The organism is Desulfoscipio geothermicus DSM 3669 (genome assembly GCF_900115975.1).
GTDB lineage: Bacteria > Bacillota > Desulfotomaculia > Desulfotomaculales > Desulfallaceae > Desulfoscipio > Desulfoscipio geothermicus.
Genome location: NZ_FOYM01000019.1, coordinates 45,230 through 58,540, shown reverse-complemented (window position 1 = coordinate 58,540; position 13,311 = coordinate 45,230). Strand labels below are relative to the sequence as shown.

At 41.5% G+C, this 13,311-nt stretch carries 14 protein-coding genes; 10 read left to right on the top strand and 4 right to left on the bottom strand.

Going from position 1 to position 13,311, the window contains the following annotated elements:
* Positions 1 to 103 precede the first annotated feature (103 nt).
* The 3 genes from BM299_RS12055 (at position 104) to BM299_RS12045 (ending at position 2,423) form a co-directional block, all read left to right on the top strand.
* Positions 104 to 823, top strand: coding sequence for a hypothetical protein (locus BM299_RS12055; protein ID WP_092484516.1), 720 nt, complete (start codon positions 104 to 106; stop codon positions 821 to 823).
* Positions 824 to 1,338: 515 nt separating this feature from the next.
* A complete protein-coding gene (locus BM299_RS12050) occupies positions 1,339 to 1,551 on the top strand; it encodes a hypothetical protein (RefSeq protein WP_092484513.1) in 213 nt (70 codons plus the stop codon).
* 179 nt (positions 1,552 to 1,730) lie between these two features.
* Positions 1,731 to 2,423, top strand: a complete 693-nt coding sequence (locus BM299_RS12045; RefSeq protein ID WP_092484510.1) for a hypothetical protein — start codon at positions 1,731 to 1,733, stop codon at positions 2,421 to 2,423.
* Positions 2,424 to 2,532: 109 nt separating this feature from the next.
* Here BM299_RS12045 and BM299_RS12040 read toward each other — a convergent pair whose 3' ends face one another.
* A complete protein-coding gene (locus tag BM299_RS12040; protein WP_207545176.1) occupies positions 2,533 to 2,982 on the bottom strand; it encodes an RNA polymerase sigma factor in 450 nt (149 codons plus the stop codon).
* Positions 2,983 to 3,378: 396 nt separating this feature from the next.
* Here BM299_RS12040 and BM299_RS12035 point away from each other — a divergent pair, with 396 nt between their 5' ends.
* The 6 genes from BM299_RS12035 to BM299_RS12010 all read left to right on the top strand — a co-directional run bounded on the left by BM299_RS12035 (position 3,379) and on the right by BM299_RS12010 (position 7,638).
* Positions 3,379 to 4,806: a sensor histidine kinase gene (locus BM299_RS12035; protein ID WP_245779761.1), complete on the top strand. Its 1,428-nt coding sequence runs from the start codon at positions 3,379 to 3,381 to the stop codon at positions 4,804 to 4,806.
* Positions 4,733 to 5,446 carry an accessory gene regulator ArgB-like protein gene (locus BM299_RS20005; protein ID WP_245779756.1) on the top strand — a complete coding sequence of 238 codons (714 nt, stop codon included), beginning with the start codon at positions 4,733 to 4,735 and terminating at the stop codon, positions 5,444 to 5,446. The genes BM299_RS12035 and BM299_RS20005 overlap by 74 nt, the downstream gene beginning before the upstream one ends.
* Complete coding sequence (locus BM299_RS12025; protein ID WP_245779760.1) at positions 5,412 to 5,498, top strand: AgrD family cyclic lactone autoinducer peptide; 87 nt, start codon at positions 5,412 to 5,414, stop codon at positions 5,496 to 5,498. Before BM299_RS20005 ends, BM299_RS12025 begins: the two co-directional genes overlap by 35 nt.
* Positions 5,499 to 5,540: 42 nt before the next feature.
* Positions 5,541 to 5,981 carry a LytR/AlgR family response regulator transcription factor gene (locus tag BM299_RS12020; protein WP_092484495.1) on the top strand — a complete coding sequence of 147 codons (441 nt, stop codon included), beginning with the start codon at positions 5,541 to 5,543 and terminating at the stop codon, positions 5,979 to 5,981.
* Positions 5,982 to 6,003: 22 nt separating this feature from the next.
* On the top strand, positions 6,004 to 6,297 hold the full coding sequence (locus tag BM299_RS12015) for a LytTR family DNA-binding domain-containing protein (RefSeq protein ID WP_165608295.1): 294 nt from the start codon (positions 6,004 to 6,006) through the stop codon (positions 6,295 to 6,297).
* A 501-nt stretch (positions 6,298 to 6,798) separates the two neighbouring features.
* Entirely contained in the window at positions 6,799 to 7,638 is an 840-nt protein-coding gene (locus BM299_RS12010; RefSeq protein ID WP_092484490.1) for a hypothetical protein, read from the top strand.
* A 344-nt stretch (positions 7,639 to 7,982) separates the two neighbouring features.
* Here the strand turns inward: BM299_RS12010 and BM299_RS20000 are convergent, their stop codons facing one another.
* From BM299_RS20000 to BM299_RS11990, 3 genes are all read right to left on the bottom strand, one after another.
* Positions 7,983 to 8,399, bottom strand: coding sequence for a transposase (locus BM299_RS20000; RefSeq protein ID WP_092484487.1), 417 nt, complete (start codon positions 8,397 to 8,399; stop codon positions 7,983 to 7,985).
* Positions 8,396 to 9,208, bottom strand: coding sequence for an IS110 family transposase (locus tag BM299_RS12000; RefSeq protein ID WP_165608294.1), 813 nt, complete (start codon positions 9,206 to 9,208; stop codon positions 8,396 to 8,398). Before BM299_RS12000 ends, BM299_RS20000 begins: the two co-directional genes overlap by 4 nt.
* Positions 9,209 to 10,461: 1,253 nt before the next feature.
* On the bottom strand, positions 10,462 to 11,460 hold the full coding sequence (locus BM299_RS11990; RefSeq protein WP_092484478.1) for a transposase: 999 nt from the start codon (positions 11,458 to 11,460) through the stop codon (positions 10,462 to 10,464).
* 655 nt (positions 11,461 to 12,115) lie between these two features.
* On the opposite strand from BM299_RS11990, the gene BM299_RS11985 reads away from it, so the two are divergent.
* A complete protein-coding gene (locus BM299_RS11985; protein WP_092484475.1) occupies positions 12,116 to 12,883 on the top strand; it encodes a hypothetical protein in 768 nt (255 codons plus the stop codon).
* Positions 12,884 to 13,311 lie beyond the last annotated feature (428 nt).

The window sequence follows — 13,311 nt, the reverse complement described above, 5'->3', positions numbered from 1 at the left end:
ACTTTTTCCGGCACAAGGCAAACGGCAATACTGGCCGCAAACAAAGCCGGGAAACTGGAAAAAATAATGGCACTGCCATGGTAATTAAAGAGGGTTAGCTAAAATGCAACCCTCTTTTTTCGTTGTAGTACTTTCAGACAACGGAAAATCCAGGCAACCAAAAGCTGTTTTCAGACAAGGATATCCACTTTCTAGACAAGATTGGTTGACTTGGTGTTTTATGGTGGATAAAATAAAGCACAATAATACAAAATCAATTATAAAAAATTTAAAACAAACTAAAATTTTTAAAGATAAAGATATAATTTGGAATCAAGTAGATATTTTTTCTTATAAGGATCTTGAAGTAAAAGGGGTTGTGCTTTCAACCAAAGACCCTTACGTTAAATACGCGATTTACTATAAACCTGATAAGGATATTTTTTGCAGTTTTTATATAAAATCTGAACTTCATTATGTTCAGAAAGATACAGAAAAGAAATTAGCTGGTACTTTGGCTTATTACGATAAAAATGGTAATCTTCTTGCAAAGGCTTCTTATGATAAAGGCAAATTAGTTGATGTTATTAAAGGTCAAATTAAACAAGTTGAAAACGATGATAGTGTTCAAATACAAGCATTTGATTGCGACTGGGATTGTGTTCAAGATTGTATTACAATCAATTTTGAAGATCTGCCAGGTTGGCTTCAATTTTTGTGTGATGCAGGATGTGGTGCCTGTTTGTTTGGAGGTAACCCCTATGGTTGCTCGGTATGTCTTGGATGTTTGATAGGTTATGTGGAACATCACTCCCACCGTCAAAGGAAGTATTATCGAATATAATGGATAAATTGAATAAGCTTGAATTAGTTCAATGGTTGATCTGGATTTTGCATCGTAACAATGTGTAAGTAATCTTTTACAAATAAAATTTAAGGACAAAAGATATGGATTTAATATTTAAAATTATAATTATTATGTTTATCAATATAATAATTATAAGAATTATCACAAATATTATAAATCGTTATGGCATAAATTTTGTGGATTTTTTTCAAGATTTATTGAAAAAGATAAGGGGTTAAAAAAATAAAGCAACGCTTATAGTGTATAAAATGAACGCACAATAACAAGTATAAAAAAAGTTTAACTACGGCTTTTTTTCATCCCTTCCCCAATCGGAGTTGTTGCTTGTTAACAGTGAACTAATGAGGTACTATATTCAAGAAATTAACTTAGAGGGCTATACAACAGTATTCCATTAAACCTATGCAATGAGCTGCAAGGTGATTCCTTGTAGCTCATTTTAATAAAAAAACTCATCAATTTAAGGTAAAATAACATTTAGGGGTGAAGATATGGAATTTAATGCCACATTATTGGCTCAACTGTTAAATGTTTTAGTTTTATTACTGATCATATTTTTAATATATAGACTTGTTAAGGCTTGGATTAATAATCATTATAATGCTACCTTACAAAGAAAGGAAATTATTAAAAAACTGGATAACATAGAAGCAAAATTTAACGAGATATTAGTTTTAATAAAAGAGTTTCTTCGAAAAGTTTAGAACTTAGTTAGGGCTTGCTTAACCGATCCTTATATCAATTGAAACACCATAATGGTGGTCTAGAAAGGCTGCATTGGTGTTCGGTTAAGCACTAAATATACCATAATCAACCAGGAGTAGCATTTCCCTCCTGGAAAATGGCTAACGAAAATTGTTGAAATTGCTCTATGGAAGAAGGAATGAACCCCATTGATTGTGGAACTCTTCTCCAAATAATGTTTACGAGGAGGTTCCACATTGGCTCCGGTTACCAGAAAATTAATCCGAATGAGATTGAAAACGTTTTAAACAAGATGTTTGCCCCGGAGTGGCTGAGAGGTACAGCAGCCAAAGTCGGTTACGTCCAGCGCAACCGGAAGATCGACCCGGTCATCTTTTTCTGGGTCGTAGTGCTCGGCTTTGGAGTTGGAATGCAGCGCACCCTCGCCTCATTAAGAAGGGCTTACAAGACCGCATCGGCTGAAACACTTGTGACATCATCATTTTACGATCGCTTCAATAACGAGCTGGTCGCCTTTCTTAAAGAGTGTCTGGCGCACGGGATAGCAGAGCTTTCCAGCCACACCAGTCTTACGCTTTCAGATAAACTGAAAGGTTTCAAGGACCTGATAGTGGCGGATGGCACAATTATCAGGCTGCATGATAAATTAGCCGAAAAATTCCCGGGAGCAAGGGGCAAGGCCGAGCTAAAGATACACACCGCCACAGGGATCACCGGTAATACAAAGAGCATTGCAAATCAGTTAAAGAATTGGAAAAAAGAAGTGCTCGAAAACCTGCCCCAACTTTTTGATAAAAGAAATCAGGTGGAACGAATTGTCAACGAAACTGTTCGGCTGCCTTCAGGGTACATTTCGGTAATGCTTCGGTGAGGAGCCGTATGCGTTAATTGCGCAAGTACGGTTCTGTGATAGGGGTGTGCCGCGAGGCATACCTCTACTCGACCACCTTGGAACCCCCCGGGCTTGTCTAGGAGGAGGTTCATTGGCCAAAGCATTTCCTGCGCAATTTTTCCTTCCTCGCCGCCAGCAACCGTGAAACGCGGCTTATCGAGCAATCCATGCACCTAGCGATGGTCTCGCCATCCATACCCGCCTTATACTTGAGAATCACCGCCATCCTTTCCCCGGGTGGCAACTCCAGTAAAGCTCTCTGTATCGCTTCCGCACCAGGCAACAAGTCCGACTGGGAACCGGTATTCCCACCAATTTCCTCTTGCTCATCGCAACACTGCAGGAAAATGTGGCAAAATAAAGGCCACACCAGGTTTTCATGCGTCCCCAAACCAGGCCGGTCATATTTATCGAAAACCAGGGCGCATAAACGTTCCGCCTTCTCCCGGCACCCGGTCAGATAATAACCGGCGGTATAAACTTGAATGATTAACTGGTCCAGGTCGCCTACCAAACTTCCCTTTTCCGGCATAATCATTCCTATTAATCCTTTCAATGCTTTCTCCAAAACGGATGTTAAACTGGAAAACCATTTCCTGCATTTATTTTGAATCTTGTTAATGTCCCCCAATATACCTATTATATTACTAATAATTGCTATATGTCCATTATTCTTGTCTGAAAAGGGTATATCGTTGTCTAAAACCGGTATTTGCATGTCTGAACACAATCAAGTTATAACGCAATAAAAAAAGGATTGTTGGCATTTATGTTGAAATATGTTAAAAATTTACCAGTGCAACCGTTCATTTAAGGGGTCGAATTTTCAAACAAGCATATCCACTTTTCAGACAACCAAAAGCACTTTTCGGACAAGCTGGAAAGGAATATTGGTTCTCTTGCAAGAACCGGGAGGTAAAACGCCTTGGACAGAATGTCGTTGCTTACGTTGCTTTTGGTCTCGTTGCCCGAAGCGCTGCTGGTGACCATGCTGGGGTTTCAACTGGCGGGCCTTGGCATAACGCCACGCCAGTTAATAATAACCGGTATGGCCCAAACGGCATCTTCGTATTTCATCAGGCTGTCTTCCATACCTTTCGGGCTGCACAGCCTGGTACAGATTGCCATTTATATACTGATTATCCGGTTCGTCACCGGCATACCTTTGCGTAGGGTTGCCATTATCGCTTTGCTTGGTCTTGTGATATACGGGACGCTGGATGCCGCCATTATACCCCCGCTATTAAGCATTACCGGTTATTCTTTGCCGGAGATTTTGAGCAGGGATGGCATGCGTATTGGCGCTTTTCTGACGGAAGCGTCTATTATCTTATTGTTTATCATTGCCTGCCGGCGCTATAATTTTCACCTGCTGGACTTTGCCGGTGAACTAAAAGACCGGGCTTCCAAAGATGGCATTGCAAAAAAGACCGAAAATGCGTATTTGAACTTGTATATACTGGTGTTATTGCCCGTACTGATGTTGGCCGTATTAAATATTGTGCTGTTCGTTTCTCAAACCGGTGCCTTGCCTAGTAAATATTTTCACCTGTTTGCAGCCTCATTTGGCTTGATACTTATTACCATAACAGTGTTATCCATGGGCGTGTTAACAAAAATATCCATCTTAAAAGAAAAAGAACTTGAGGCCCGTCAAGCCGGGGAAACCATCGTCCACCTGGACAAGTTAATCAAAACCATTAGAAAGCAGCGACATGACTTCAACCACCACCTGCAGGCGGTTTACGGGCTTTTGGAGGTCGGCTCCTGCGATAAAGCCCGTGATTACGTGAAACAAATGTTTTTAGACATTTCCAACCCGGCGGAAGTGGTTAAAACCGACAATCCCGGTATCAGCGCCATGCTGTTTGCCAAGGCGGGCCAGGCCGAAGCCCGGGGCATACCTTTTAGCGTTTCAATGGACTGCAGCCTGCAAAGTGTACCTTTAAGCACCATGGAGGCCAACTCACTGTTGGGAAACCTGCTGGACAACGCCATCGAGGCAGCGGCTGCTTATACAGGGGCGCACCGCTCCGTAAGACTGGAAATTACCAGAGAACCGGGGGAATATATTTTCACCGTGGCCAATACGGGTGACCCAATCCCGCCTGAAACACGGGACCGCATGTGCGAACTACACTACAGCACCAAGAAAAGCAACCAGGGATTGGGACTGACCATTGTAAAAGAAATCGTGGACAAGTACTCGGGCCGGTTAACCGTTGAACATGCCGGCGGTGAAACGATTTTTTCGGTGCATATACCGAATCAAGGAGCCGGGAGAGGGCATGATCGATTTAAACAAACTGGCCGGTGTCATAGCCGCACATATGACGCAAGCGTCCGGCCTGGAGAAGGATAAAACAGACCAATTGCGCTATGGACTGGAAATAATTCTGGGGACATTAATCAAGGGAGCGCTACTTTTTTCCCTGGCTTACCTGTTCAATGTTTTGCCCCAGGTAGCCCTGGCGCTGGCCGCCGGCGGCCTGTTTCGCCTGCTGAGCGGCGGCGCCCACTGCACCGGTTACTGGCGGTGCCTGGTCCTGGGGGTGACGGTATACCTATTTATTGGCCTGGCGGCGGTAAACATGGCCAATCTTATAACTTTACAATGGTATAAAGCCATGGCCGGAATTCTCATCCTTGTGGCGACCGCCTGCACCGTTAAGTGGGCACCCGGGGAAGTACCTTACCGCGCCATGGCACGCCGGGAAATAAATACGTTTAAAGCATTGTCCTTGCTGTACCTGTTTTTATGGGCTGGGCTTATTTTATTCTTTGTAGACAAAGCAAACTATTCCCTTTACCTAGCCGCTCTTTTGGCCCTGGCCATGCAAACCATAAGCTTTACCCCGTGGGGTTACGGGCTGGTGGCCCGTGCCGACGGGTTAATGGCCAAACTTGCGGGCAAGGGAGGTGAAACAAGTGCGTTTATTGAAGAAGTTGCTTTACACCCCGGTAATTTTGACCGCCTTGATCATAGCCGGCATCGGCATTAAACAGGCCAGCTTTTTTACCTTGTACCAGCCGGAGCCGCCCGTGAAGAAATAAGCCGGTAAAAAAATATGCCGATAGAAAGGTTTGTGTTTTGACATGCTCTCGGTCATCATTGCCGAAGACGACCCGGCCATGCGCCATGTACTCAAAGAGACACTGTCAAAAATCCCGGACGTGGAAGTGTTGGGAGAAGCCAGCGACGGTATTACAGCATTAAAACTGGTGGAAAAACTAAATCCCAGGGTAGTCTTTATCGACATTGACCTGCCGGGGAAAAACGGCGTGGAACTGGCAAGGGAAATTGGCGACATCAATCCCCAAACCATCCTAATCTTTGCCACCGCCTACGATAACCATACCCACGAAGCTTTTGAAGTTTATGCTTACGACTACCTGGTCAAACCCTTTAAACTGGACCGCATAAAAAAGACCATGGAAAGAAAAAAAGCGACAGGAGGCGCAAAGGTCGTCGGTTCCAACAAACCGCTCTGCTCCACCTGCTACCGGGGAAACATGCCCCGCCAGGCTTGTTGTTAAACAGAACGAAAAGCTAATCTTTTTGGATACCCAAGACATTATCTTTATCACCAGGGAAAAGCGCAAAACCATCATCATTACCGGCAAAGAAAAATACAGCATCAATGAAAGCCTGAACAGCATCGAGGCAAGGCTGACCGGCAATACCTTTTTCCGCTCCCACCGGGCTTATATTGTTAATCTGAATATGATCAGGGAAATCCACCCCTGGGGTAAAAACGGCTATGAAATAACTTTTTCCGGCACAAGGCAAACGGCAATACTGGCCGCAAACAAAGCCGGGAAACTGGAAAAAATAATGGCACTGCCAAGCTAATTAAAGAGGGTTCGCTAAAATGCGACCCTCTTTTTTCGTTGTAGTACTTTCAGACAACGGAAAATCCAGACAACCAAAAGCTGTTTTCAGACAAGGATATCCACTTTCTAGACAAGATTGGTTGACTTGGTGTTTTATGGTGGATAAAATGAGAGCACACCGTAAACTAGTACAAAATCAACTGCGATTTTTCTCGCTGCGAGAATGTTATCCTACAATTAATCAAAAAGTTTAAATAAATAAATGAGAATAAGGTGGTATCCACCAAATCGAGCCCCTCGCAATAGGTCCGATATGGGAAAATCCACCTTACCTTTGGAATTATTATATACTACCGGGGATGGTGATTTTCAATGGCTGCCACCTTTCTTCTAAATCTACAACTTAGAAGGAGGTGTTATTTAAAACAGAAGAAGTGGAGGACGAGTCTGTCTGACTATTAGTAGGAAGTCAAATCTATTTTTTACAAGCTCAACTATAAAATATTGAGGGAGGAAAAAAATGAAAAAAGTTCCATTAGTTATTAGTTTGGTTATTGCTTTTTGCTTAACCTTGGGTTCAATAGCATACGCAAGTATTGATAACATGCCTAAATCTGTAAGTGAGATAGTAAAATATAATTCCACTATCCAAGAGACACCCAATCCAGAATTGATCGAGAAAGCAAATATGCAAAACAAATTAAGTATAAAAAATTTGGAAACAGTAGAAGAAACTGAACTTAAAGAATTATTTAACGATGAACAGAATATAGATGAAGGTCAAGTTATCATCATGTCACCGGTGACCGTTACTCTTGGAACTGATAAAACATTAACCACAGCCGACGATGGCGATGATGGTGGTTCAACAAGTGGTGCTGGAGCTGTATGGCACAGATATACGGTTTCAAGCAGGAAAGCAGAAGCTAATTCATGGGCAGGAGGTTGGGGTACTGCTGATGCTTATGCTTTTGTTGGTCAAAGATTCATAACTCAAGGAACAACTTCTAAAACGGCCCAAATTATATTTTCTGGTATTTACAAAGGTGATATGGTTGGGGGTATTAATGGAAGTGCCTCTGCCGAAGTTAAGATTAAATTGTGGGATGCTACAGATGGAGTTTGGATTGATTCCAAAACAGTAGCTAGCGCATCATCTACTAACAATATTAGCAAAACTCTAAATGGCAATATTAATCACGTAATAACTGCAACCTTACAACCCAACCATGAATATTTTCCTTACATTCATATTGTAACTGCGGCTGCTGAATATGGCACCCAAATATCTAACAGCGATTTTTATGGCGATTCTGATCACATGATCCAATATTCATCAATAAAAATTGATTTTGTCTAGAATTCTAATTAATTGATTAAAGTGCTAGGGTAATATGTCAAGAGGAAACACTTCCCCTTCAATTTGGGCGCAAAAAGCCAGACCGCCGTAGGGATTTGCCCATATCCCTGCCGTGGTACTAAATTTAGGGTCCCTGAGCAGCTGGGAAAACCATTTAGCTTTTCCCGGTACCGGGAAAAGTCCAGGGAAAACCAATCCCGGTAAACATGATATACTCCATGCCATCACCTTTCTTTTACCTGTACTGTAGATAACCATGATGGCTAATATACCCAATACAGCAGGCAGCAGGCAACTGTGGCCATATTACCCAGCATAATTACCACAGTTTGTGGGAAAACACCTTAACCCTTGTCCGGTCGGTAAAGCTGGTTTTTTGAAAGTAAGGCAAACACCAGCCTCACCAACTTTCTGGCCGTGAGTACCAATGCTCTTTTGTGGGCGTGTTTAGCGGCCTCAAGGTACTTTTTCTGATAATAAGCCCGGTACTCATCATTGTGTCTCCTTAAGCTGTCCGCGGCTTCTATCAGATAATATCTAAGGTAACGGTTGCCGGCTCTATTGAGGGGCTCATCTTCACCCTCAAAATCACCGGATTGATTACTATTCCAGGTAAGGCCGGCATATTTGGCCAACTTGGCCTGGCTGTCAAACTTGGTAATATCACCAATCTCGGCAATGATACCGGCAGAGTACACAGGCCCAATACCACGCACCGACTCCAAGGGATTAGCGAGCTTGGCCATATCCCGGTTAATCACATCTCTATCTTGCGAATGCTTTGCTCGAAGAACCGGATGTTGTTCATGCTGGTTTCCAGGATCAGATTCACTGAATCTGTAAGCCTGGGTTGTAACCGGTAAGATTCCCGGGAAATGCGTTTGAGTTCCTTGGCCAGCTGTTCAGGTTCAGCAAAATGGTTATGTCCTTTATCCACAAGGAACTGGACCATATCCTCAAGGGGAGTATTGATAATCTCCTCAGGGCTGTAAAAATCAGTGATTAGCGAGCGACTGGTAGCCCCAAAGACATCACTGAATACATCACCGTAATTACTGAACTTCAAAAATAAGATGGTTAAAAAATAACTTTTTTCGCGGATCAAAGAACCCACCAAGTGGAACCTATAGCGGGTCAACCGCTGCAGCGGAAGATACATTTCATCAACCTCATAGGGTTTGGGTAACCTGCCGAATCTTAAATTATCAGCAATAACAAAGGCGTCATAAGCATCGTTCTTTCCCCGTGGGGTATAAGACTTCTTGAAATTCTTGATGTTCCTGGCGTTGAGCTGGTAGACCGTTGGCCGGTATGGCTTGAGTTCTTCGGCATTCAAGATAAAGTTCATCAAATGGAAGTGGTAAAAGGATGTAGCTTCCACCCCGAAAACCGGGTGGTCACAACCTTCCTTGGCTAATAGCTCTTTGGCCTTTGCTACCAGCTGTTGGGCACCTGTCAGGGAGTTGTCGAAGGTGGTCTTTTTAATAAGTACCGTCCCGTCCGGACCCATGAAGCAAGCTACATTCTTAGCTTTGCCAATATCGACGCCGACATATAACGGTATTGTCATGGTACACCTCTGGTAAGTGGATTTACCTTTTCCGTTCCCTACGCCTGACTCATACTCGCTATCAGAACTGACATGGAGCGGGAGACCACCTGGACCTGCTGCCATCCAGGCCAACTGCCATGCCGAACAGGCTAGGTGTGAGAGCTCTTACGCAGGCGGAAAAGAAACATACTTAACACAGCAGTCTAAACTGCACGGGTTTATGAGAATTTACCAACTTACCCAGGAACCATTATAAATACTACGGCAAGATTGTGACAACGCCCAATAGAGCCCGATAACACCACTCCCCCGGGCTTAAACAGCCTCACCTTGATCAGAACTGCCGATTAGGCGAACATGCTAGACGTCAGAATCAAGCCCGGTCGGGGAAAGAGAAACACACTTAATCAAGTATTAGGGGTAAAATCACCACTTTCAAGGGGGACACAGAATTCATCTTACTGGTTTACCCAGTGTGGATTGTCCGGTTTGGAGGGAAGGTGTTTTCTGAGATCTATTATACGAGGGGGTAGTACAAGCTCTCAACATGCTTTCCTCACCTAGTATATGGCCGCAATAAGCGGTTACAAAAGATTGACGAAATAAAATTTAGTATCGTTCAATTTAAACACAGTCCTTGTGCAATGCCAGGGGCTGTGTTTAAGTTAAGGGATCAAAAACATCACTTCTGCGTGAGCGGGTATAATAAAAAGTAATAAATTATTATTTCTAAAACTATAAAATAATTTAAAAGAAGATGAAAGAGTATACGTACTCAAGAATTGATACCAGGAAATCAGCCTCAAAAGTATAAATTTACCAAAGGAGTGTTTATTCTGATGCTCGAAAGTTTAAATAGTGTAGAAGAGGTGAAAAATTTTAAATGAATACACAAACCGCTGTACTGTTTAATAATTTAATGGTACTTATATATATAATAACTTTTATTATTATGTATTTTGACAGTAAGAAGCACGGTTATAATCCTTTTCCTTGGGTTTTTATTGTTTTGCTTCTACCATTTATCGGACTATTAATATTTTTCATCAAAATTATAATAAGAGCTGCCAAAAATTAGATTATAAGGGCTTGTTCGAAAAGCCCGTCTCTATCATGAAAAATAAAGAAATAATTACCAAAAACACCATGGCTATTCTGACCAAATTTATGCCTATTTTTGATAAACAATCTTATAACGCAAATTGTGCTTAAAATTGAACAGAGATATCCTGTGGATTGTGGATAATGTTTTTTCAGGTATGAATTTAATTTTATACACCAACCGGGTGTGTAAAACTATTGATTCGCATTTTGTTCAAAAACTTATCCCTTTCCCTGGGAATAACGGTAGCGCGTCTATGCTTTATCATCATTTTGATCAGCCTGAAAATGTCCGTCATGATAGCAAATACCTGTACCCTGGGAAGACCCCTAACCGGCAGTTTTTTATGGCGCATTACTGAGTCCAGTGCATTTGATTCCATAGCGAAATTAAGCTCTACTTGTTTGCGAAACTTATTTAGCTCTATTTGCAGCCTCGAACCATGCGGCACAGGACTGTTGATTAACGGTTTTTCAAGGTGGTTTTTATGAAAGAACTTCTCGCAGGTAGGGTTAAAAAGACAGCTCCGGCAATGATCCTCGTCACCTTTGAACCATACGTCCAAAGTTTGTTTATCAAAGCTGTCCCAGATAAGCGGATGGCCCTGTGGGCAAACAAATTGCAAATCTTTATTCATATCTTCCGGTAGCACTGTATTCTTTTTTACACCCGTTGATAGAATCACATCATGCTTGGACAGTGCTTGTACATTAACAACCTGGTCGAAGTAACCAAGGTCGGCCACCAGGTATTCAAGTTTGAGATCTTCCACTTGCTTTAGTTTTTCCAGCAGTGGAAGCAGCACATTTACGTCATGCACATTGGCCGGCAGGGTTATGGAGATTAACGGTACCGGCCCCTGCTTGGAATGACACACGATGGTATGTTTGCGGTAGCCAACGAAGTATTTATTCATGTTTGTCTTTTTGCGCATGGTCCCTACGGCGGCATCCGGGTCGGTAAATGTTTTTTCGCAAGAACAGTTCTTTTTAGCAGCGCAGTCACAGTGCTTTTTGCCGGGTCCGCCAACGTTGGCAAATAGCGGCCTGGAGTCGACGGCAGATATAACTGGGTTAAGAAATCCGTCCAGTTTTAGTGCCTGGGCGATGATGTAAAAAAGGACTTGATAAAAACGTTCGACGCCTACTTTGGTTCTAAAGTCGCTCATGCTGTTATGAGAAGGAACCCGTTGTGAACCACCGACAGAAATAAAGTTCCGGTAACTTTGGTTTTGTGGCTCTTTTAATATATATAACAAGCATAAAAAAGTTTAACTACGGCTTTTTTTCATCCCTTTCCCAATCGGAGTTGTACTACCCTCACCTTATGTAAAAGGTGGTAAAAGAATTGTATATATTTTAGTTGAGTATCAGAGTAATTAATTAAAAAACAAGAGAACTGAAGCTTTGTTTTTCAACGCCTAAGCTATAATTGCTAAATTCTTGGCTTTTACTTGCCAGCTCTATGTAAACGAGATTTTCGGTGCATACGGATATTTATTTATAACAGATTTCTCGCGGTGCGAATGGTTATTAACGATAATGGTGCACCTGAAAGTTTCAATAAATGAGGATAAGGTGGCATCTGCCAGATTGAGCCCCTCGCAACAGGCCGATAAGGGAAAATCCACCCTACCCTTGGTATTATTATACTACCGGGGATGGTGATTTTCAATGGCTGCCACCTTCTTCTAAATATGCAAATTAGAAGGAGGTGTTACCCAAAAACAGAAGAAGTGGAAAACGATTTTGTCTGGCTATGTACGAAGTATGAATCCATTTTTTAAGCTTAACAACAAAATATTGAGATAGGAGGTATATTTAATGAAAAAGCGTATATCAATTACCATAATTTTTTGCTTATTATTAGTGAACTTTTTACCGGCGGCTTTTGCTACGGAAAAAGACTTAACAAATAATGATATCAAAATTGTTTATATAAGTAAAAATAAAAGCAAAGTTTTAGAGGCAAAATATGGTTCTAATACTACCTATATAGTTGTTGCAGATCTAATAAAAATTAATGACCTTTCAGATAAGAAAAAAATAAAGGAAATTACGGACAAGGACAAAGAAGCTAAAATACTAGGTAATCGAACTTACTTTACTTTTGTCGAAAATCTTGATGAAGCTAAAAAAATGGCTGACAATGCACCTACCCCCGATAGTAATACTTCAGGGGAAGTTTCAACGGAATCTATTAAATACTTTTGGCACTACAGTTATATTGAAGACTACTATTCCGGAGGCATTCTTAATTATCATACTCACTTATCACCAACTGATGTGGCATATGTTCAAAATGTTGGGATAGCTATAGCGGATACCTTGTCAGCTGTACTTGTAGCCACCGGAATTGTTACGGGACCTGTTGGAGTTGTGCTTGGAGGTATAGTAACTATTGCAATACTTAGTTATTTCCAATATGCAACCAATCCTGATGGTTCATTAGATATTAATGCAAAACGCACAGACTTGAATATTAATGATACTACGGTTGAATCAGGAGAACGCCTTGGTCTTGCCCAGGCTGGAACCGGTTATTGGAGGACATACTATTGGCCCAGTAATGCACCCGATTATAGCTTATAAGGAGAGTTGTATGGCTAAATACGCAAGGTTAATACCAATAATAATATTATTATTGGTAACATTAATTACAGAAAAATTTGTAAGGTCTTACTTTATCGATATTGGATTGCCTACTAAAGATACTTATACTATAACAATAATTTCTGTAATAAGTTATATTTTAGGTGTCATATCAATGGAGTTCTATAACCGTTATCGTTAAAAATGATGTTTTTAGAGTCCATTTCACTGGAAGAAGAAGCACGGTTATAACCCCTTGGGTTGTTATTGTTTTACTTTTGCCATTTATCGGGCTATTAATATTTTTCGTCAAAATTATAATAAGAGCTGCCAAAAATTAGATTATAAATGTCTTTTTTAATGGTCTTAGACAACAATTCATGCGCAGGTCATTGTTTGAGCGCTCAAGCCATGAAAACGCTTATTTG